Here is a 20,275-nt window from a genome sequence, read left to right as displayed (position 1 = left end):
GAATAGCAAAGATGACCAACGATTTAAACGCTTATTTAGGGATTTGAAATATATGGGTGGCACCGAATTGGATGTTTTAGCTGGATGGGTTAGTTAGCTTAAAAAGAATCGATATAATATTGATTTATAAGCTATTAAACGCATTTGACTGATTATGGGATTATAAAAAGGGGCTTTGAACCTTCATCCAAAGCCCCTTTAAAAACCCTCCCGTATCCCTGCGCCGGCGTCATTAGCGAAACATTGTGAGCATCCACGAAAAACCTAACACCTGACAGATATTGCAGTACGACTTTTCTATTTGACAAAAAACCATCCGCTGATAGCGAATGGCTTTGATGCTTTATGTTAAATCAGAAAATTAAAGTTTTTCCACTTCCTCGATGGAAAGTCCCAAGCCCCTGGCGATGTCTGCAACCGGCAACCCCATTTTTTTGAACTCGGCAGCAGAACGCAGTTTTTCTTCAAGCTTTTCTTTCTCGGCTTTAGCGCGTTCCTCTTCGCGGGTTTTAGTAGTAGCCTCCTTTACGGCTTCGCTGACCGCGTAATCCAAGATAGCCTTTTTGTCCCACTTTTGTTTTAGACTGGTATCAATCATAAGGCTGGCATATTAAGCGACGCTAAAGTTTTTCCACTTTCTCCACGGGCAACTCAAGTATGTCTGCAATCATGTAGACATCAAAACCACTTTGTTTCATCTTTAAGGCTGATTTCAGTTTCTCTGCCTCTGCCTTAGCGCGTTCTTCTTCGCGGGTTTTAGTAGTAGCCTCCTTTACGGCTTCGCTGACCGCGTAATCCAACACGGCTTTGTTATCCCATTTGCGTTTCAGACTTGCATCATACATGGCCTTTTCCTCCTTTGTTAAATTGGCGTACTCCGCCACGTTAAACAGTTTCTCGAAAATCGGCTTGCGGGTGTAGATCGACACCTTATCCATGCTGCTCATGTTTTTCAATACATAGAGCCACCTTTCAAGGTCTGTCTCGGCTTCATCCTCCGTTTTTACAAAATTAACCAATTCGATGAATATATACCCCAATCCATCGTAGAAAACTTTTCCTGTCTCCCTCTCGCTCAAACAAATATCGTGCAAATAGCGGCCGTCACCCATAGCGTCCAGCGTGAAGTCTTCCAACAAGGCTATGAGGTATACCTCTTTTACGTCATAGGCCCACTCGGAGCGGCGGCCCTTGGGTGCCTGTTCGGTGATAAGACGACTGGTGTAGAATACGGCGCGCTGCTTGAAATTGCCCTGCTTGCCGCGTTGCACCTCTATAATGAAGCGCTCGCCATCATCCCCGGTACAGGTGAGGTCGAAGATGGCCGCCCCCTCGTCCTTAGTTTCGCCGTGATGCTCGTTTTTGTTGTACGTCAAATCAACGATGTTCTTGCGCCCGCGGAAAATGCTATTGAGCAAGGCAATGAGCAAGTCCTTGTTGGGTTCGGTTCCGAAGAGCTTTTTGAAACCAAAATCTGTAAGAGGGTCAATGTACAAGCCCACTTTCGGTTGTTGTGGATTGGTCATAGGACAAATTTAAGATTTCCAACTTATATTTGCGTGAAACGATCAAGTCTATTAAAATCAATCATTGCTGTTCCTCAATATCTTTTAAGTGGACAGCAATGTTATGACATCATAATATTCGATACCAAGGCCGGTTTTTTCCACAAATTCCTCTTTCGGTAAAGTAAAGGAAAACATGCCGTCTTTGAGTTCCACGTACTTAGCAACCATCAATTGAATCTTCCTTATCGTTTCCTTTTTTTCGGGTGTCCTTAAACTATCTGGCGTACTTGAAAGTGCCATCAGAACGGAATCCATAGGGGGGTTCGTAGCGGTGGAATCCCTGCTTTGGAGTGCCGATGCATTTCCCGTTGGCTGACAACCGTACAATACGACCGATAAAAAGAAAAGGCGAAATATAGTTTTCATGACGCGAATTACTCCCTGTAATTTTCGGCAAGGCACCAGACTCCGATGCAACGAGTAGCGGTGTAGCGATTTCCGCCATTCATACGTTTAGAATACACACCCACACCGATTAACACCGATTAGTCAAACGCTCATAATAAAAATTGCCTGCATCATGAATAGTTTCAAAACAAAAACGTTATTCAAGGCATTTTGCTCAATCGCCGCTATCGGCATGCTAATGGCTTCCTGTTCCAAAAACGATTCCGATGTGGCCGATGTTGCCTGTTTAGCGCATCTCAATCCCGATACCCTGCGGTTTGTCGTGCTTGGTAAGGAATCGGGGGCAGACCTATTTTTCTCCGATAGCCCGGTCTATGATACCACCGAACTCAAATTGTTCAGGAAAGGGGCGGGCAGCGCACTTGAACCAGCCCATCAGGGCATAGCGGAAAACCGGGGGGACATCCATTTTTTCAGTTACGTCTATCCTGCCGACACCCTTTTCATGCAGATAGCTGACCAACCACTTGACACTATCGCTTTTACGGGGGAAGTCGTTTACAGACCGTGCCCACAGTCCCTTTTAGTTGAGGTGACATTCAATAGCGAAGCGCCCCAAACGGAAGCGCATGGAAGAATTGTGCCCCTTTACAGAAAGGAATAACGAAATGTGCCGCATACAATGGGAGGGTCTGCGGGAATGGTGGAACCGTGTGTCATCTTGCACATCCTGCCGGGCATGGAATACCGGAATGGCGACCGTTTGCTGTATATCGGCATAGCCAGGAACGGCAACGGTTTCCGGGAGCTCAACGAACTTATGACCGATGTAAATGCCAATGGCGTCACCTTGCCCGAGGTAGCGCCCGCATTTTCAGGCGTGTTCATTTGGCTCTTCCGCTATCGACAAGAAAATTCTTGCTCGACCTCGGCAAAGGATTTGCTTTTATCGGACGACAATATCATTGAGTGGTAGGCGACAATGATTGACAATATTATTAATAAATTTGCCATAAACAGATGATAATGCGTATCACAATTAAAATATCGGTCGGTTTTGCATTGTTGGCCCAGCTAATTTTTAAATCCGGACTTCTTTTTGCCCAGGACCCCGAATTGCTTAAAAAACTTGAGCAATATCCGGATAGCCTGGAACTACATCAAGAATTCATCGAACAGGCTAAAAGCAACATGGATACGCTGATTTCGCAGTACGAAAAACTGCGGGAGAAATTTCCGGCATCCCCCACAATTCCATACACGCTGGGAAAGGCTTTATTTTATCGTAGCCATCCCGAAGCAAGGCGATGGCTCGAATACGCGTTGGAGGCTGATTCCAACCAAGCTGAAGTCTATATGCTGTACGGCATAGACGCGGGGCGCTGGGGGGACTATCAACTTGGCACGGTCTATTTAGCCAAAGCGAGCGAAATGGAGCCGGAGAATCCGGATTATGCATTTTACGAGGCCAACAGCTATGGAATGTATGATCAGGCGACCTACACGGAAAAAATGAACGCGGTAACAAGGGATTTCGCAGGCGATGGAACGGCTGCTAAGGCACTTTATTGGCTTGCGGACAAAGAAACCGACACGCTTAAGAAAATCGCCTATTACCGGGAGCTTTCGGAACGCTATCCGATTGGGGAATTCAGCTTTGCCCGTTCGGGAATGTCCGATTATTTTGATGTGCTGGTCGACAGTGACCTGGAGGCTGCCGAAGCTCTGGCCAAAAGAATCTGGGAGCAACATGCCGATAGCGCCTGGCTACCCCGTCTGCGTGGTGCTCAAAAGTTACTACGGTCGGAAGGGCTATTGAAGTCAGGAAGAACTGATGAAGCAATAGATTCCCTCAGCGTTGCGGTAGCATCCAGCATTTCCGCGATTTCGCGCAGGGCGGTCTTGCTAAAAGCCGATGCCTTCGCATCACAAGGCGAACAACGCCGTTCCATGGACGTGCTCAAAATGTTCTTTCTAGCCAATCCCGACATCGTCGTTTACGAAAAGACGGAATCTTTGGGGGTGTCTGTCGGCATGGATAGACAGCAAGTCAAGGATTTCATAAAGTCTGCCTTATTGAAAGAGGCTCCTGCAGCTACCGATTTACGCGGCACCAGTTATATCGACCATCAACCAATTAAACTAAGCGATTTCCGTGGCAAGACTATACTGCTGACATTCTGGTTTCCCACCTGCGGGCCTTGCCATGCCGAGTTCCCCCACTTTGAAGCTGTTTTGCAAAAAATGAAGGGGCAGCATGAAATCGCATATATCGGTGTGAATATCGTACATGACCAAGATGACTATGTCATGCCATTCATCAAAAAAGGGAGTACCTCTTTCATTCCGATGAAAGATTCCCCAGATGAACGTGGGAATTTGATCGCTGAAGCGGCGCCCACGAATTACCTTATTGATAAAGATGGGCGGATCGTGTTCAGAGACTTCCTTATCAACGACAAGAACCGGGGCCTTCTGGAGCTGATGATCTGGCTTGTCGGGTGAAGGGGATATGGCTCAATGCCGGTACAATCGCGGAGTGGTGCCTGAAAACGTTTTTTGTACTTTTGGTAACAAGGATGGCATGCTTATAAAACCACTAACTTCTAAAGAAATAGGGGCGCAATTCCGAAGAATTGAAGCGTGCCGATGAAGCGCGAGGCCGTGAAAGGAAATGCCAATGAGCTTGACCTCGCATTGCTGGAAGACAGGGTGGCGCTACGGCAGGGAAAAAAGCAAATCTATGGCAGTCATATGGGACGCGACCCCGAAACGGGGAGTACTACGTACTGCCGCTTGAGGATCCCGAGAAAGAGAATTTGGAGTTTCATATTAGATTAAGATGAGTAAAACCAACAACCGATTGCTTTGTATAATTCTAATGCTCTCGAACGCATGTGTCAGCAACCATAAATATACCGCTATTAAAGACAATTTGTACGTGGTTCCCGCAGAACGAGATAACACTGATGAGTTGGCGTTGGAAAGTTTGCTTGTTGGCAGTGAAAAAGGAAAGCCTCTGATAATTTTTTTGACGGGGTCTGGAAGCTACCCATTAGCGGTCCGTGCAGCTGCGGACTCCAATTATTATTTTTTGTTCCATCATGATATTGTTTCAGATAGCGTTAGCTACAATTATCTATTTGTCTCAAAACCCCATATCCCTGCGGTCGTTGAGCAGAATGACCTAGATCCGGAGACCAGATATTTTAATTTTAGCGGCAGCAATGAGTTGTTTGCGAAGTTTTCAAAAAAGAATACTATTGAATATTTTGTTGATAATTTGCCCAAGCTGATCAAGCAAGCAAAAAAACAACTTAAGCCGTCGGAGATCATCCTGATGGGTCACTCGCAGGGAGCCAGAATAGTTGCAGAAATGGTTCAAACCCCTGTAATAGACAAATTTGTTTATATGTCGGCCTCCCCATTAGGTAGAATGTTTTATGCGGGTATAGATTCCGCGGCGTATAATAATATTTTGTACCGTAACGATAGTCCGGATAGACTGGAGGTTGAGTTTGAAATGGGGGATTCTTATAAAACCTGGAAGTCCTATTCCTATTCGCCTATGATTTCAATAGCAAGCACGCGAAAGCCATTGTTGATTGTCTATGGGGATAAGGATAAGTCTTGTGTGCAATGTGATATGTTCCATACCCTGAAATGGAAAAATAAAAATATAACAATAAAAAAATACAATGGACTGAATCACAACTTCTTTAACGAAAACAACCAGTCTAATTGGAAAGAAGTCATTGCCGATGTTGACAAGTGGATAAAATCAAATTAAGCGCCATGGCTTTAAATTGAATTCTTATTTAATAGCAAGCTTTTCCTATTATGGGGTTTCCCCCAGCCAAAAAGAAGGAATAGACAGCTTTATGTCTGAATTTTGTGACGTGAACGATTTAGGTGACTTCCTGATAAAAGAAATGGGAATGTACATAGATAGCGACCTACGGAACTCTTATCTGAACGCCTACGTGTTAACGTCAAACTTCAAAAATGCTATCTAGTTTAAGCCTTTTGTCATATTGGTACTGTTATAAAATACTACTCCGTCAAATGCCTTAAGCAATGGTATATAAAAGAACGACTGTTTTAGTTCCGTGGCACCGATTGATCTCATGTAGGGAAATCTAGACAGCTGCTTAGCGAGATTCCTGTCATGTCGAATTTCGTTGAGATCCAAGAAAAAATTTTTTGGCTTGCATCTGGCGAAAACATACTCTATTGCATTTTTCTTTGAAGTGGCCGGGTAATGCACCGACTTTCCGAAAAAACGCACACTGCCTTCGTTAAACGTAAATGCCAACGCATAATATCGGTCATTAAAATGCTGTTTCAGGTAGTATCCCATTCGGTAGGATGCACTCAGTTTTGTGTTTGCGATATGGCCGTTGTGCGCCCATACCACCCCGTTACCTTCCGGAGCGATATTTTCGTGTATCCATATAATATTGCTGGCCATCAACTGGTCTCTTATATCCCTTACCTGCTTCGCATTCTTCACGGCCCTAATTTGAATGCCGCGCTTGAGTAGTATCGTGTACAAAGTTAATTCCTTGTCTTTATGGTTTTCGGATATTGAATCCAGTGTTTTAAAAAGCCTTTCGTTGGCGGCTTCTACAGTTTTTGATACCGGAACAGTATACTCATATGAATGTTCTTTAAAAAGGGAATCGAGCAATTTTAATTGTTGCTTTGTTTCAATATCCACGGAATAGGACGTCAGTATGTTCCGTATTCCGCGGGAAATATGGGGCACATACATGTCTATTCCATAGACAGAAACCCTGTTTACTTCTTTACAGCCCATGTTGTAAGCTTTAATGCCTTCCAGCATGTTATAAACTTCCTTTGTTTTATAGATGCCGAAAAGTCCGGATTGCCTGACGGCCTCTTTCAGATCGTTTCGGTTCGGGTCGCGTAAAAAGTCATTGAGCGCGGTAAGACCTACGTAATCACTTTCAAAATAAACTGTCTTAACGATGCCTTTTTTTATCAGGGTAAGTATAATATCCGCCTTGCCTTCAAAAAACTCCTTGGTGCCGTGAGTTGCTTCCCCCAGACCGATTATACTGTAATTCTCCAACTTGTCCGAAATTTTGGTATGATCGAATCTATCCCCGCCGAACATTATGGGGATGACGTGAGTATTTAAGCGGTCCGCAAGTTGTTCCGTGGCATTTTGGGAGACACATTCCAGACTTAACATGGCAAGAAAAAAAACAGGTAAACAGATGTATGTAGATAAGGGCTTAAACATAGGCAGCAATACTAATTGTAATAAAAAGGATTTGTTATAAAAAGCAAAATAAAAAAAAAATAGAATAGTAAGCCTTCCATTTCCTGAAATCCAAGCCTGTTTCACGTTTTCTTCCGGAGGGTTTCTATAACATTCCTAATTCTTTGGGTATCCGATGTCGGGGTAGCATCGGCGTCAATAATTTGCATCAATGTGCAGTCAGCTACTCAAGTTTAAACTGATTAAACAGCGAATTTATGAAGAGACACGGGGATACGTTAAGTAAATCCTGAAAACAGCATCTAATCGGTGGCCTCGTTGTTTCATGGAGAGCGAGTCGAAGCTGGCTGCTATCGAGGATTTCATCGACCAAACACTAAAAAAACCGACCAAAGGGAAGTTGAGCATAAACGACTTCGTGGGCATCCTCTCTAAGCGTGAAGCGGATGAAATGAAAAAGGCCATAGCCGAAACCCGCAAAATCTCATTTTCCATACCGGGAATCATTAGACAAAATACCGAGAAAAAAGAGATCAAATCAGCTTCTATCATCTTATCATCTAATTAAACGGCTAAACCTACCAAACATAATGCTCCGGGATACCATATGCCAAACTTTACGATTCAAAAATAGCAAGCCGGTCCATTTACATGAATCCCGAAAATCAGGGATTTTTTTACATCGTATGCAACCTTAGTTTTGTAAAATGACATTTAAATTTAAACAAGGAATGAGAGAAATTAATGCATACCTGCTGTTATTGGGGGGTATGCTGTTAAATTTTTCTCTTGCGATCGCACAAACAACGATCAATCATGAAAATATTTTCTCCCTTCGGCATACGTGTGTAGGAATACCAGAAGACGATAAACTTCGTATCTATGCCCTTAAAAAACGGAATTGGCAGCTCATGGACAGCATCCCCCTTCCGAAAGATTACAAGGCATTGGACGGCAATATCAGAAGAGTCTACATCTTGATGGAAAACCAGATGGTGTTCCATGGCTTTTATGGCGAGCCTAAGGATACCCTCCTTTTCAGCGATAGCATAAAGATGAATGAAATAACGCATTGGATAAGGACACCCCATTCTACGGAAAAGGACATCTGGATATATGAAAATGAAAGGATAGCTGCCTATGTCAAAGACGGGGAAAAATGGCTGAAAATCGACATGCATGAACATCTTTCACGTATGCTGAACAATGAAGGTGTGAAACCTTTAATAAAAGAAGACGTTACAAGACCTTTTAAAAAACTGTATTCCTTTGAAAATGAAGCCGGCGAGTATACCGTTGCCGTCCATGATGATAAAATGATATTCTACCGTTACGAATTGCCTGCGGTGTATAGGGAAGCACGCAACATTGACTTTGAGGAAAAATATGGTCATTCGCTCCCTTCTTCAAAAGAAATGGAATTTGTACTGCAAGACGGAGCCATCACAGCTTTTGTTTACGACCGGCGGATGGTTGCCGTCGTTTTTCCGGGCTTGATACGGTTTTACCAATACGATTTCGGTCGGAAAAAATGGACGCAAATTCCGGATGTACCTGATTTGGCTTACGGCGCTTGCTGCATGTACCCCGGTGGGCAGAGCGAAGCACATTAGTATGGAGGACACCACTTTCAGGGAAGAGCTGATCAGTTATCAAATGCCCATGGAAATAGTGGATTTATTGGTCAGTATGGCAAAAGGAATCAAGTCGGGTGAATTTTCCTATATCGATAATACGCTTGAAAAATTGTCGGCAGAAAACCGTTAACTTTGAATGAGTACGTAAAGAGCTTATAATTATGCTGTTCAAAGAGATCCATTTAAGCGGAATAAAATCGGGCAGAATAACCCTCGCTTTCCGCAGGTGGCAAATGGCTTCGGTAAAAAGCGGAAGTCTTTTGCACACTTCCATCGGCTTGGTTGAAATCCGTAAAATTGGAGCCGTAAGCGAAAACAATATAACCGACAAAGATGCGCGGAATGCAGGTTTCGCAAGCAAAGAGCAATTAATGAAATCCCTTACCCGCAGCGGCACTGGAACGATTTTCAAGATATCTGTCGGCTATCATTCCGCAGATCCAAGGATAAAACTACGGGAGCAAACAGATCTGTCAGAACAGCAATTCAGCGATTTAAAGCACAAATTGGAACGGTTGGACAATCGTAGCAGGCAAGGGCATTGGACAACAAAAACCTTGTTGACGATAAAAGATAATCCCAACTTGCATGCCATTGGTCTGGCAAAACTGACAGGCTTTGAAAAAGAGTGGCTAAAATTGAATATCCGGAAACTGAAAAATCTGGGCCTCACCATCAGCCACCCTGTAGGTTACGAGCTTTCGCCACTGGGTAATGCATATATTAAGATGCGTTTATCGAAAAATCATGGTAAAATGGACGAATAGGAGAAAAATCTTTATCTGTCCGCATTATCACATGCCGATGATGAGGAATTCGGAACAGCACGATCAGCCGTTATCTGTCAGCATATAATCTCTTTGCGACTGCCCTTCTTGCCACCGGCTATCCCGTTGTGAAAGCAGCATGTTTGCTATTTGTTTTGACTTTAGCTAAGTTTGCGTTTTATATGTACTTCTGCTCTTGCTGGTCATCATCTTATTAAGCTTATTCTTAAACGTTTTTTGGGTAGCCGCGCTGCTTATCATGGCGATTGGCTTAATCGGTATCGCCCTCGGTGCGTTCAACATCCAATGGAATTTCTTCGTCAAGGCGATACATAACGGCCAGACCCATTCACGGCAAATCGCCCTCACGTTCGACGATGGCCCGCATCCCGTTTACACACCACGGGTGCTCGACCTGTTGGATAAATACGCTGTCAAAGCTACCTTTTTCTGCATCGGCAGGCAAGTGACACAGCACCCGGAAGTGGCCTTGGAACTCCATAAACGGGGACATCTTATCGGCAACCATTCCTATACCCACGCCCCTACCATCGATTTCCACACAAAGGTAAAATGGCTGGGGGAAATCCATCGGACGGATGCTGCCATTGCGGCTTGTATCGGCCGCAAACCATGCTTTTTCCGCCCCCCTTACGGGGTAACCACGCCGCACCTGGCAGGAGCCATCCGCGTGAGCGGCCACTCCGTAATCGGCTGGCGTGTACGCCCTTATGATACCGCAAGACGCACCCCCGACCGTATCGTGCGTACTATTCTGAACAAGACCAAACCAGGTGATATTATCTTGCTCCACGACACCCATGACCGCATCGTACCGGTTTTGGAACAGTTGTTGCCAGCACTTAAAAGACGGAATTTCACCATGGTCACCGTGGAGACATTAACCCAACGACATGCGTATGCGTAAATATCGGTTATTGATAATTGTGCTGCTGGCTGCGTGCACGGCAGGATTTGCCCAGCGGAAAGCACTGACCCCTGCGGAGGCGGCTGCATTCAAGGAAAAGGTAATCGCCAATACCCGGAACCTGAAATCGTTAGAAAGCAACTTCACACAGTCCAAGCAACTGAGCTACATGGAGCATGCCGTCAAAGCCTCCGGCAAGCTCTATTTCAGGGCTCCGCAGGACATCCGGTGGGAATATCGCCAACCAACGAGCTATGTAATTGTCTTTGACCACCAAACCATGTTTATCGATGAAGGCGGCAGCAAACCGAAGCAAATCGATTTGGCTGCCAATAGGCGACTGAAAGGGCTGAGCGGCCTTTTGGTAGGCACCGTGCAGGGTGGAAACGTCGTAGACGAAAGCCGTTTTGTCGTCGATTATTATCGGGCAGGCTCGGGATATGCTGCTATCCTGAGGCCGAAGGACAAAGCGCTGCAACGGTACATCAAAGAGGTGGAACTGACATTCGATGGCAGCACGTTTTTGATAAACCGGATTAAGATCATTGACCCAACGCAAGATTTCACGTTGATTGACTTCGAAAACCAACGCAAAAATGTGGCGATGCCTGAAGAGCTATTTACCATCAAATAGCCTGGTTTCGTAGCCTATATGCGGCGGATTTTTTACTTTTGCCTGCTATGTCGCTTTTACCCAACTTTTATTCATTGACAGCGTTTACGACGCATGGCCAAAAGGTGTCGGCCTCCATTGCCATAAACAAGGCACATCCGGTATTTCAGGGCCATTTCCCCAACCACCCTGTGACGCCGGGCGTATGCATGATGCAAATCATCAAAGAACTGGCTGAAAAATGGGCCGACTGCTCGCTTGTGCTGCGAACTGCAAGGAATGTAAAATTCATGGCCATCATCAATCCCGAAAACCATCCAAACATTCATGTAGAACTGGATGTTGAAGAAGAAGATGGGCTGCTTGCCATCAAAAGCACTACCTCATTTGAAAATACGGTAGCGCTCAAGTTTAGTGGCGTCTTTCAAAAAATTTAGGTCATGAAGAAGGTGATTTTTCTCTTTGCTATAGTATCGTGGACGGTGCTGGCACAAGCGCAGGAACTCAATAACCTCCGGCTATTGTACAAAGATGCGACCAAATCTGAAGAACAGGCACGTGCATTTTTTGAACCGCTGAAGAACGTCTCAATGTCAGATAAGCCGGTTTTTGTGGCCTACAAGGGCTCAGGGATGATGCTACTCGCCCGGTATGAAAAGTTATCGGAACGAAAAGCCAAAGTCAAGGAAGCGGCGGAATGGATTGAACAGGCGGTGGCAAAGGACCCTGACAATGCTGAAATCAGGCTGATCCGCCTCAGTGTGCAGGAACATCTCCCCAAATTTCTCCGGTACAATCAGGATATTGAGGATGACCGTGAATTTGTACAACAAGCACTCCCCTCGCTGAAAGATGAGGGATTAAAGGCCATGATTAATGGCTACTTTGATGAATTTTCAAAAGAATGAGCCACCAACCTAAATGACTTCCAACGAGGTATTAGCCGCTATCAACGCTTGCGTCATCATCCCCACCTATAATAATGGCAAAACACTTAAGCAAGTGCTGGATGGAGTGCGCCGGTATACGTCCGATATCATCGTTGTAAACGACGGCTCAACCGATGAGACCGCGCGCCTATTGGCCCCATATACAGATTTGACGATTATCCACCTGCCTCGAAACAGCGGAAAGGGCTTTGCCCTTCGCACAGGTTTCCTCGAGGCCGACGCCAGGGGATTTGACTACGCCATCTCCATTGATTCGGATGGTCAGCATTTTCCTGATGACATTCCGAAATTTGCAGACGAAATCCAGCGCAACGGGCCGGCATTGCTCATCGGGGATCGCAACATGAACCAAGCAGGCATTCCCGGCAAGAGTAGTTTCGGCAACCGGTTTTCAAACTTTTGGTTTCGGTTTGAAACGGGCATCACGCTTGCCGATACGCAATCCGGTTTTCGGCTTTATCCCCTTAAACAAATCCGGAATATCCGCTTTTATACCACCAAATTCGAATTCGAGGTGGAAGTAATCGTCAAAGCAGCCTGGCGCGGTATTCCCGTTCGCAATATCCCGGTCAAGGTGTTGTATAATCCTGCGGAACGCGTGTCTCATTTCCGGCCGTTTCGCGATTTTACGCGCATCAGCATCCTCAATACCTGGCTTGTTGTGGTCACTTTACTTTATATCCGCCCCAGAGCGTATCTCCGTACATTCAGGGAAAAAGGGTTCAAACGGTTTTTCCTTGAAGATTTACTGCACAGCGACGATTCGACGTCAAAAAAAGCTTCATCCGTGGCTCTCGGCGTACTCGTGGGACTTTCCCCGCTTTGGGGATTCCAGACGATTACGGTTTTTTTTCTGGCGTTTGTACTCCGGCTCAACAAGCTCATTGCTTTTGCTTTTTCGAATATCAGCCTTCCGCCACTTATACCGTTAATCATTTACGCGGGATTACAAGTTGGCGCCTTCGTCTTGGGGGAGCCCACGGGAACGTCGTTCCAATGGACCAATATCGGGACATACCGGGCTTTTATCCAACAGCACTTAACGGAATACATCATAGGCAGCCTGGTGCTGTCCATCGTCACGGCTGCGGTATTTGGGGTTGGCACTTATTTACTGTTGAATATAAAGGAAAGACGAAAGGTATAGGAGCAATTTATAATTCTATTAACTTTGCCTACCTAACAGCTTGGTGAATTGGCCTCCGTTTTTTATACCATATTCCGCTACTTTCAGAAGCACAGAACCGCTTTCTTCCTCGCTGTCATATTGGGCTTCGCGCTGATAGGCTATTGGAGCAGCCGAATCCGCTTTGAAGAGGATATCATGAAGCTCATCCCCGCGGGTGAGGATGCTGAACGGGTGGCCAATGTCATGCAATCCGTTAAGTTTGCGGATAAAATTGTCATCAACGTGGCTACGCCGGAGGCGGATAACATTGCCGCGTTGCAGGAATATGCCGACGCTTTTGCCGAGGCTATCGAACGGGATGCGGCGCCTTATATCCAGCGCCTGCAGGTACAATTGGCAGACGACCAGCTCCTGGAGCTGATGGAGGTGGTCAGGCACAACCTGCCGCTCTTTCTCACGGCAGATGACTACCGGCGTATCGACTCGCTGCTGGCACCTGACTCCGTTGCAGCAAAGATACAGGAGGCCTATCAGACGATAGCTGCTCCCCAGGGCCTGATCACGGCATCGCTGGCAAGGCAGGATCCCCTGGGAATGACCTACATGGGGTTGCGTAAATTTCAGCACCTGCAATCCGGTGGACAGTTTACTTTGGAAGACGGCTATCTGATAGCCCGCAGCCGAAAAAACCTGCTGGCGTTCATCACGACAGCCATGAGCAGCAGTGAGACCGCCCAAAACACCCAATTTATTAAAATCCTTGACGGCACCATCAGGGATTTAAACGCGCAGTTCGAAGGGCGGGCGACCGCATCGTATTTCGGTGCGGCAGCCATGGCTGTAGCCAATGCCCAGCAGATCAAGCGGGATATTCAAGTGACATTATCCATAGCGCTGATAGCCTTGGTCGCGCTCTTTATTTATTTTTACCGGCGGGCGTACATTCCCTTGATTATTATTGTCCCTGCTGCGTTTGGAAGCCTGATGGGCATGGCGGTGCTTTATTGGCTCAAAGGCACGATATCTGCCATATCCATCGGCATCGGTTCGGTGTTGCTGGGCCTCACGCTGGATTACTCGCTGCACATTCTAAGCCATTACCGTGGTACCGGCGACATAAAAAAGTTGTTCGACAGCACGACAAAGCCGTTACTAATGTGTGCCATATTCACAGCGGTAGATTTCCTTTGCTTATTGTTCTTACGCTCCGATGTACTGAAAGACCTGGGGATTTTCGCGGCTGTCAGCGTATTGAGCGCCGCGTTATTCTCCTTAATTTTCATTCCGCAGGTATACGCACCGCACCGTGCTATCCGGGCACGGCAAAACACCTTTATCGATGCGATCGCGCGTTATGACTTCAGCCGTAATAAATGGGTACTGGGGGTAGGCGTCGTCCTGGTCACCGTGAGCCTGTTCACCTTCCAGCGAGTTGGCTTTAATGACGATTTAGCGGCGTTGAACTACCAACCTCCTCACTTAAAACAGGCCGAAGAAGCGTTGGACTCACTCAACGATTATGCTGCGAAATCCATTTACCTCGTTGCATATGGCGATACCTATGACGAAGCCCTGGATAAGAACGGCGTTCTGCACCGCCAACTGGAACAGTATGAAGCCCAAGGTGTCATCCACAGTTTCCAGTCGGTGGGAAACATCGTGTTTTCAAAAGCGCAGCAGCAGGAAAAGATCGATCGATGGCGCCACTTTTGGTCGGGCGGCAAAAAGGAGCGGCTGATGCGGCAGCTTATTGCCGATGGCCGGAACGTCGGCTTCAGGGAAAACGCATTCGAGCCTTTCTTCGAGATGCTATCACGGGACTACGTGTTGCTGGACAACGATGACCTAGCCTTGCTGAACAGTCTTTTCCTGGATGAATTTGTTGCATCGCGCGAACGCCTGACCACCATCACCACCCCGGTGAAACTCGATGATGAACGCGCTGCCCAACTTATCCAGTCATTGACAGACCATGATGCGGGGGTACTGGCCATTGACCGGAAACATTTGCAGGAAACGCTATTGAACAATTTAGAAACCGATTTCAACAACCTGTTTTTCATTGCGTCCATAGCGGTATTTGTCGTCATTTTCTTATTTTTCGGCAGTCTGGAGCTTACGTTGGTAACCAACATCCCTATCTTCCTGGGTTGGCTGGTGACACTGGGCCTGATGGGTGCGCTTGACATCCATTTTAATGCTTTCAATATCATCATTACCACACTGATCTTCGGATTAGGAGTGGATTATTCCATCTTTGTGACGAAGGGATTGCTGGAACACTACACCTACGGCCGCCAAGATATGCCGGCATACAAGTCGGGGGTTGTTATGTCTGCTTTGGCGACCATCGGCTGCTTCGGCATCCTGGTGTTTGCCAAACATCCGGCCATACGGTACATTTCCATCATCCCACTTATCGGGCTGTTGGTGGTAGTCCTGATGTCGTTTTCCATACAGCCTTGGCTATTCCGCACCTTTATCAGCGCCCCCCAGCAACGAGGCAATACGCCGTGGCGTATTGGCAATTTTATACTCACCGGCTTCACGTTCGGCTATTTCTTTCTGGGCGGCCTGTTGGTAAGCCTATTGGCGCAGGTATTGATTCCTTTCCTCCCCCTTGCGAAGCAGAAAAAGTTCTGGCTGCTCCATCGCGCCATGCAACTGTTTTTTCATAACCTGATGTTTCGCACGCCGGGCGTACGGATGACCATCCTCGGCGATAGGCAGGCAGCTTACGAACGACCAGCCATCGTGATTGCCAACCATACTTCCATCCTGGACACCCCGACGATGGGCCTCTTACACCCGCTGCAGATTTTTATGATGAATGACAGGCAGCTCCGCTCGCCGTTTTTCGGGCGGCTGATGCGTATGGTCGGTGCTCATCCGGCATCAGAAAATAACCAGGAAAGCCTGGAAAAACTACGGAAAAAAGTAGAGCAGGGCTATTCCATCATCGTATTTCCGGAAGGCACCCGTTCGATGACGACCGCGATACAACGCTTCCACAAAGGTGCCTTTTTCCTCGCCGCCCAATTAAAGGTTGATATACTGCCCGTACTGATTCATGGTAATGCCCATGCCTTGCCGAAAAACGACAACATGCTTAAGACCGGGCCTATTACCATGAAGCTACTTCCCCGAATCAGACATGACGATCCGGCATTCGGCACGACCTATCGTGAGCGCACGAGGCGGATAGCTGCGTATTTCAAACAGGAGTTCAGGACGTTGCGCAACGAGCGGGAAGGTGCGGACTACTTCCGGTCCAAGCTCTACTTCAACTACTACTATAAACCTAAGGCCATCCAACGCGAAGTGAAGGCCGTCTTCAACGCTCAACGGGCCAATTATCACCGGATTCTACGGATACTTCCGCCAGATGGCCGTTTTTTCCATCTGGGGTGCGGCTATGGTGTACTGGACTTTCTGCTGGTGTATGACAGTGCAACACGGCAAGTAACCGCATGGGATCCAAACCCTGAAAAAGTCCTCGCCGCACAACATACTTTTACCGTGAACCGGTATCCGCTCCGGTTCTTGGCGGAACCACAGCCTGCAAACGACTTCCAAGTGCTGATTGTATCCGGCAGGATGGCACTGGATTGGATGCCGTATGTACAAACGGCGGAATGGTTGGTATTGGAAAACGTAGAAACAGGAGAAATGAGTATCTTAGCCGAGCTGGGGTTTGAATCGATTTTTGACCATGAAGGAATAACGATTTTACGGAAGCATGCACGGATCATATGATGTCATTGTCATTGGTAGTGGCTTGGGCGGGCTGGTGTGTGCCACTACCCTGGCCAAAGAAGGCCTTAAGGTGCTGGTGCTGGAGAAAAACAAACAGTACGGCGGCAATTTGCAGACATTTGTGCGCAACCGGTGTATTTTTGATACCGGCGTGCACTATATCGGCGGGCTGGATCGGGGACAAAATCTTTACCAATACTTCCAATACCTGGGCATTGCGGACAAACTTCGGCTGAAGCGCATGGATCAGGATGCCTTTGATGTGGTGACCTTTGATAATGATCCCAACGAGTACCCCTACGCCCAAGGCGGGGCCAACTTCGTAGAACAGCTTAGCCGTCATTTCCCGGAAGAACGTGCTGGCATTGAACGATTTTACATGCAAATGAAAGCCATCTGCCAGCGTTTTCCACTCTATCGTCTTGATATGGACGAACAGTACCAATGGAATGCGGAGACGCTCGGCCTTAAAGTAAGCGATGTCATCGACAGTTGCACGGCGAATCCCAAACTGCGGGCCGTACTCGCAGGCACAAACCTGCTTTACGCCGGGATAAAAGATAAAACACCGTTTTACGTGCATGCCCTATCCATCAACTCCTACATCGAGAGTGCTTGGCGATGTATCAATGGCGGCGGCCAGATAGCTAAATTGCTCATCAGGGAGCTCCATCAGCATGGTGGGAAAGCGCTCAAACACCAGGAAGTGACACAGTTTCATATTGAAAACGGTTTATTGCAGTCAGTAACCACGGCAGCTGGCAACAACTACCGGGCGGAAACCTTCATCTCCAATATGGACCCTAAAAAGACCCTCCAGCTAATCGGCGACTATCCGATACGCAAATCCTACGCCAGCCGCATACGCCGGGCCGAAAACACGATTTCATCATTTAGCCTATACCTTGTACTGAAACCACGAAGCTTGCCTTACCTTAACCGGAACTATTATCACTTCAAAGACGAAGCGAGTGTGTGGAGCAATGCCCACTACCGGACAGCCGACTGGCCAAACGGCTACATGGTATCGATGAACGCGAAGCATGACAACGACAGCTGGGCCGACACGATGACCGTATTTACCTACATGCGCTTCGACGAGGTAAACGAATGGGCAAACACATACAATACCGTCGCACAGACCGGCCATCGCGGTGACGGCTATGAGCAATTTAAACGCTTGAAAACCGAAATCATGCTCGACGAACTGGAAAAGAAGTTTCCTGACCTCCGCAGGTATATAGATGCTATCTATGTGTCCACGCCATTGACCTACCGTGACTATATTGGCAATGAAACGGGGGGCATGTATGGGTTTGTGAAGGATGCCAATCAACCCTTGAATAATTCGCTGCCCCCCCGCACCAAAATCAAGAATTTGCTGCTTACAGGGCAGGGCGTCAGCATGCACGGCATCTTGGGCGTAACCATCAACGCCATACTCACCTGTACGGAACTGTTGGGTAAGGAATATCTTCTTGAAAAGATTACCGCTGCGAATCAAACACAACCCCTAATCGAAGATTCTTATGGCAACGCTTAACTTACAACCGCTCGAACGCATATCCGCCATCGACAAGGAAACCTTTATCAGCCGCTACTACCGCCCCCAGCGGCCTGTGCTCATTGAAAACCTTACCGACGCATGGAACAGCAAGTGGACATTTGAGCATATAAAATCGTTGGCTGGCGACCAAACCGTGCCATTGTATGACAATAAACCAGCGAAAGGGAAACAAAGCGTATATGAGCCGGTGACGCAAATGCGGTTTGGCGACTATATTGATTTGCTGCAGACAACCCCCACTGATCTGCGCATTTTTTTCTATACGCTGAAAGACCACTGCCCGAAACTGCTGGAAGACTTCGACTATCCAGCGATTGGCCTGAAGTTTTTCAAACGGTTGCCGGCGTTGTTCTTCGGAGGTGGCCAATCCAAAGTTTTCGCCCATTACGACATCGATCTGCCCGATAACCTGCACATTCACTTTGCAGGCAATAAGCGGGTAATGCTCTTTGGCCCGGACCAAAGCAAGTACCTGTATAAGGTGCCGTTTTCAATACACAATATTGATAAAATCGATATGGACAACCCCGACTTTGAACGCTATCCGGCATTAAAGCATGTGCGTGGGTTCGAGGTTTACATGAAACATGGGGACGCACTTTATATGCCGAGCGGTTGGTGGCATTACATCACCTACCTGGATGGCGGATTCTCCATGACCCTGCGGGCCCTGCCGCGCACACCTACGCGCTTAGCAAGCATGTTGTACAACGTCTTTATCATGCGGTTGGTCGATAATACGATGCGGAAAATAAATGGCCAGAAGTGGCTGGACTTTAAGGAACGGTGGGCATACCGGCGAACACAGCGCCGGCTTGCCAGGATCGGCAGCTGAATAGCCTTAAAAAAGGCAGCGACCTGCTCATTCCCCAAAACAGGGAATCCGCGAGCCGCTGCCGCATGCATTCGAACAGCTATTCAGCAATTGTGTTTTACCGTCGTTTAAAGAAAAAGGACTGAATCTGCCGACATGCATGGATATAGGTTCAGGTCGTATGGTGTACTTTTTCCTCAATACTTATTAATCAGTTCAGAACGCGAATTGATTTGCAGCTTACTATAAATATTCCGGATATGAAATTTTACCGTATCAACACTGATAAACAACTTCTTAGCTACTGTCTTATACGATGCTCCGTGCTGCAGCATGGAGACAATCTCAATCTCCCGTTGGGTAAGCCGATCGGCTTCCTTCGCCCCCTTCTTATCCAACAAGGGATGGAAAAAGCCTATCACCATGCGTGCCACCTGCGGACTCATGACCGACCCGCCATCCATCACTTCCAGCAGCTGTTCTTCGATCTTCCTTAAGGGCGTGTCTTTGAGCAAATAACCCGAAGCGCCGACGCACAACGCCTGAAAGATCGTATCTTTGTCTTCAAATACCGTAAACATGACCACCTGCGTGGAAGAAGACTTACGCTTCACATACCACGTCGTTTCTATTCCTGATTTACCAGGAAGGCCGATATCGCAAAGCAATACGTCTATCCGCTGTTCTTTCCAAACGCTCATAAACTCCTCGGCTGAAGTGGCACAGAACAAAAGCTCAAATTGGGAAGAAGCCTCGAAATACCCCTCCAATGCTTTTTGTATAACTAGGTTATCTTCAATGATAACCAATTTAAACATATCATTTTTCATAGGTAGTGAAAAAATAACCCCACCGCGTAGGAATAGCTGTTTTTCAAAGATTGGGTGTAAAGGTAGCCTATTTTATTTACGGTTGGCCCACCCTTTTGGGGTAGTTTTCGAAAAATAGCT

Annotated in this window: 22 protein-coding genes; 17 read left to right on the top strand and 5 right to left on the bottom strand. The window is 46.9% G+C overall.

Annotation, left to right across the window (positions count from 1 at the left end; all coding sequences use genetic code 11):
- Positions 1 to 361: 361 nt before the first annotated feature.
- From B5X72_RS14505 to B5X72_RS14495, 3 genes are all read right to left on the bottom strand, one after another.
- Entirely contained in the window at positions 362 to 598 is a 237-nt protein-coding gene (locus B5X72_RS14505) for a hypothetical protein (RefSeq protein WP_079717628.1), read from the bottom strand.
- Positions 599 to 620: 22 nt separating this feature from the next.
- Positions 621 to 1,526, bottom strand: a complete 906-nt coding sequence (locus B5X72_RS14500; protein ID WP_079717627.1) for an Rpn family recombination-promoting nuclease/putative transposase — start codon at positions 1,524 to 1,526, stop codon at positions 621 to 623.
- A gap of 84 nt (positions 1,527 to 1,610) precedes the next feature.
- A complete protein-coding gene (locus B5X72_RS14495) occupies positions 1,611 to 1,934 on the bottom strand; it encodes a hypothetical protein (protein ID WP_079717626.1) in 324 nt (107 codons plus the stop codon).
- A gap of 154 nt (positions 1,935 to 2,088) precedes the next feature.
- Between B5X72_RS14495 and B5X72_RS14490 the strand changes: the two genes are divergently transcribed.
- The 5 genes from B5X72_RS14490 (at position 2,089) to B5X72_RS14470 (ending at position 5,706) form a co-directional block, all read left to right on the top strand.
- Positions 2,089 to 2,580 carry a hypothetical protein gene (locus tag B5X72_RS14490; RefSeq protein WP_139378710.1) on the top strand — a complete coding sequence of 164 codons (492 nt, stop codon included), beginning with the start codon at positions 2,089 to 2,091 and terminating at the stop codon, positions 2,578 to 2,580.
- 18 nt (positions 2,581 to 2,598) lie between these two features.
- On the top strand, positions 2,599 to 2,892 hold the full coding sequence (locus B5X72_RS14485) for a hypothetical protein (protein ID WP_079717624.1): 294 nt from the start codon (positions 2,599 to 2,601) through the stop codon (positions 2,890 to 2,892).
- Positions 2,893 to 2,942: 50 nt separating this feature from the next.
- Entirely contained in the window at positions 2,943 to 4,421 is a 1,479-nt protein-coding gene (locus B5X72_RS14480) for a TlpA disulfide reductase family protein (RefSeq protein ID WP_176146222.1), read from the top strand.
- Positions 4,422 to 4,565: 144 nt separating this feature from the next.
- Positions 4,566 to 4,757: a hypothetical protein gene (locus B5X72_RS14475; RefSeq protein WP_079717622.1), complete on the top strand. Its 192-nt coding sequence runs from the start codon at positions 4,566 to 4,568 to the stop codon at positions 4,755 to 4,757.
- A gap of 1 nt (position 4,758) precedes the next feature.
- Entirely contained in the window at positions 4,759 to 5,706 is a 948-nt protein-coding gene (locus B5X72_RS14470) for an alpha/beta hydrolase family protein (protein ID WP_079717621.1), read from the top strand.
- A gap of 222 nt (positions 5,707 to 5,928) precedes the next feature.
- On the opposite strand, the gene B5X72_RS14465 is transcribed toward B5X72_RS14470, so the two are convergent.
- Complete coding sequence (locus B5X72_RS14465; RefSeq protein WP_176146221.1) at positions 5,929 to 7,011, bottom strand: erythromycin esterase family protein; 1,083 nt, start codon at positions 7,009 to 7,011, stop codon at positions 5,929 to 5,931.
- 478 nt (positions 7,012 to 7,489) lie between these two features.
- On the opposite strand from B5X72_RS14465, the gene B5X72_RS14460 reads away from it, so the two are divergent.
- From B5X72_RS14460 to B5X72_RS14410, 12 genes are all read left to right on the top strand, one after another.
- On the top strand, positions 7,490 to 7,732 hold the full coding sequence (locus B5X72_RS14460) for a hypothetical protein (RefSeq protein WP_079717619.1): 243 nt from the start codon (positions 7,490 to 7,492) through the stop codon (positions 7,730 to 7,732).
- A 163-nt stretch (positions 7,733 to 7,895) separates the two neighbouring features.
- Positions 7,896 to 8,777, top strand: coding sequence for a hypothetical protein (locus tag B5X72_RS14455; RefSeq protein ID WP_139378707.1), 882 nt, complete (start codon positions 7,896 to 7,898; stop codon positions 8,775 to 8,777).
- A gap of 1 nt (position 8,778) precedes the next feature.
- Positions 8,779 to 8,931 carry a hypothetical protein gene (locus B5X72_RS20825; protein ID WP_176146220.1) on the top strand — a complete coding sequence of 51 codons (153 nt, stop codon included), beginning with the start codon at positions 8,779 to 8,781 and terminating at the stop codon, positions 8,929 to 8,931.
- Between the two features lie 148 nt (positions 8,932 to 9,079).
- On the top strand, positions 9,080 to 9,568 hold the full coding sequence (locus tag B5X72_RS14450; RefSeq protein WP_176146219.1) for a hypothetical protein: 489 nt from the start codon (positions 9,080 to 9,082) through the stop codon (positions 9,566 to 9,568).
- Positions 9,569 to 9,827: 259 nt separating this feature from the next.
- Positions 9,828 to 10,496, top strand: a complete 669-nt coding sequence (locus B5X72_RS14445) for a polysaccharide deacetylase family protein (RefSeq protein ID WP_139378706.1) — start codon at positions 9,828 to 9,830, stop codon at positions 10,494 to 10,496.
- The gene (locus tag B5X72_RS14440) at positions 10,483 to 11,130 is read left to right on the top strand and encodes a flexirubin biosynthesis/transport protein LolA2 (protein ID WP_079717615.1); all 648 of its coding nucleotides are present in this window, start codon (positions 10,483 to 10,485) and stop codon (positions 11,128 to 11,130) included. Before B5X72_RS14445 ends, B5X72_RS14440 begins: the two co-directional genes overlap by 14 nt.
- A gap of 47 nt (positions 11,131 to 11,177) precedes the next feature.
- The gene (locus tag B5X72_RS14435) at positions 11,178 to 11,546 is read left to right on the top strand and encodes an ApeI family dehydratase (RefSeq protein ID WP_079717614.1); all 369 of its coding nucleotides are present in this window, start codon (positions 11,178 to 11,180) and stop codon (positions 11,544 to 11,546) included.
- A gap of 3 nt (positions 11,547 to 11,549) precedes the next feature.
- Entirely contained in the window at positions 11,550 to 12,017 is a 468-nt protein-coding gene (locus tag B5X72_RS14430; protein WP_079717613.1) for a hypothetical protein, read from the top strand.
- Positions 12,018 to 12,030: 13 nt separating this feature from the next.
- A complete protein-coding gene (locus B5X72_RS14425) occupies positions 12,031 to 13,206 on the top strand; it encodes a DUF2062 domain-containing protein (RefSeq protein WP_079717612.1) in 1,176 nt (391 codons plus the stop codon).
- Positions 13,207 to 13,254: 48 nt separating this feature from the next.
- The gene (locus B5X72_RS14420) at positions 13,255 to 16,944 is read left to right on the top strand and encodes a 1-acyl-sn-glycerol-3-phosphate acyltransferase (RefSeq protein WP_079717611.1); all 3,690 of its coding nucleotides are present in this window, start codon (positions 13,255 to 13,257) and stop codon (positions 16,942 to 16,944) included.
- Positions 16,928 to 18,487: a phytoene desaturase family protein gene (locus tag B5X72_RS14415; RefSeq protein WP_079717610.1), complete on the top strand. Its 1,560-nt coding sequence runs from the start codon at positions 16,928 to 16,930 to the stop codon at positions 18,485 to 18,487. Before B5X72_RS14420 ends, B5X72_RS14415 begins: the two co-directional genes overlap by 17 nt.
- A complete protein-coding gene (locus B5X72_RS14410; protein WP_079717609.1) occupies positions 18,474 to 19,346 on the top strand; it encodes a cupin-like domain-containing protein in 873 nt (290 codons plus the stop codon). The genes B5X72_RS14415 and B5X72_RS14410 overlap by 14 nt, the downstream gene beginning before the upstream one ends.
- Positions 19,347 to 19,522: 176 nt before the next feature.
- Here the strand turns inward: B5X72_RS14410 and B5X72_RS14405 are convergent, their stop codons facing one another.
- Positions 19,523 to 20,143, bottom strand: coding sequence for a response regulator (locus B5X72_RS14405; protein ID WP_176146218.1), 621 nt, complete (start codon positions 20,141 to 20,143; stop codon positions 19,523 to 19,525).
- Positions 20,144 to 20,275: the final 132 nt, after the last annotated feature.

This window comes from Parapedobacter luteus (assembly GCF_900168055.1).
GTDB classification, from domain to species: domain Bacteria; phylum Bacteroidota; class Bacteroidia; order Sphingobacteriales; family Sphingobacteriaceae; genus Parapedobacter; species Parapedobacter luteus.
Note: the sequence above shows the minus strand (reverse complement) of the source record. Positions and strands in the feature narration are given on the sequence as shown.

What these genes read in the sequence shown, in the direction of transcription:
- B5X72_RS14415 (WP_079717610.1), top strand. Translation starts at nt 16,928, where the DNA reads ATGCACGGATCATATGATGTCATTGTCATTGGTAGTGGCTTGGGCGGG.
- B5X72_RS14500 (WP_079717627.1), bottom strand. Translation starts at nt 1,526, where the DNA reads ATGACCAATCCACAACAACCGAAAGTGGGCTTGTACATTGACCCTCTT.
- B5X72_RS14410 (WP_079717609.1), top strand. Translation starts at nt 18,474, where the DNA reads ATGGCAACGCTTAACTTACAACCGCTCGAACGCATATCCGCCATCGAC.
- B5X72_RS14485 (WP_079717624.1), top strand. Translation starts at nt 2,599, where the DNA reads ATGGGAGGGTCTGCGGGAATGGTGGAACCGTGTGTCATCTTGCACATC.
- B5X72_RS14405 (WP_176146218.1), bottom strand. Translation starts at nt 20,143, where the DNA reads ATGTTTAAATTGGTTATCATTGAAGATAACCTAGTTATACAAAAAGCA.
- B5X72_RS14475 (WP_079717622.1), top strand. Translation starts at nt 4,566, where the DNA reads ATGAAGCGCGAGGCCGTGAAAGGAAATGCCAATGAGCTTGACCTCGCA.
- B5X72_RS14455 (WP_139378707.1), top strand. Translation starts at nt 7,896, where the DNA reads ATGAGAGAAATTAATGCATACCTGCTGTTATTGGGGGGTATGCTGTTA.
- B5X72_RS14480 (WP_176146222.1), top strand. Translation starts at nt 2,943, where the DNA reads ATGCGTATCACAATTAAAATATCGGTCGGTTTTGCATTGTTGGCCCAG.
- B5X72_RS14425 (WP_079717612.1), top strand. Translation starts at nt 12,031, where the DNA reads ATGACTTCCAACGAGGTATTAGCCGCTATCAACGCTTGCGTCATCATC.
- B5X72_RS14470 (WP_079717621.1), top strand. Translation starts at nt 4,759, where the DNA reads ATGAGTAAAACCAACAACCGATTGCTTTGTATAATTCTAATGCTCTCG.
- B5X72_RS14505 (WP_079717628.1), bottom strand. Translation starts at nt 598, where the DNA reads ATGATTGATACCAGTCTAAAACAAAAGTGGGACAAAAAGGCTATCTTG.
- B5X72_RS14460 (WP_079717619.1), top strand. Translation starts at nt 7,490, where the DNA reads ATGGAGAGCGAGTCGAAGCTGGCTGCTATCGAGGATTTCATCGACCAA.
- B5X72_RS14435 (WP_079717614.1), top strand. Translation starts at nt 11,178, where the DNA reads ATGTCGCTTTTACCCAACTTTTATTCATTGACAGCGTTTACGACGCAT.
- B5X72_RS14490 (WP_139378710.1), top strand. Translation starts at nt 2,089, where the DNA reads ATGAATAGTTTCAAAACAAAAACGTTATTCAAGGCATTTTGCTCAATC.
- B5X72_RS14430 (WP_079717613.1), top strand. Translation starts at nt 11,550, where the DNA reads ATGAAGAAGGTGATTTTTCTCTTTGCTATAGTATCGTGGACGGTGCTG.
- B5X72_RS20825 (WP_176146220.1), top strand. Translation starts at nt 8,779, where the DNA reads ATGGAGGACACCACTTTCAGGGAAGAGCTGATCAGTTATCAAATGCCC.
- B5X72_RS14495 (WP_079717626.1), bottom strand. Translation starts at nt 1,934, where the DNA reads ATGAAAACTATATTTCGCCTTTTCTTTTTATCGGTCGTATTGTACGGT.
- B5X72_RS14440 (WP_079717615.1), top strand. Translation starts at nt 10,483, where the DNA reads ATGCGTATGCGTAAATATCGGTTATTGATAATTGTGCTGCTGGCTGCG.
- B5X72_RS14445 (WP_139378706.1), top strand. Translation starts at nt 9,828, where the DNA reads ATGGCGATTGGCTTAATCGGTATCGCCCTCGGTGCGTTCAACATCCAA.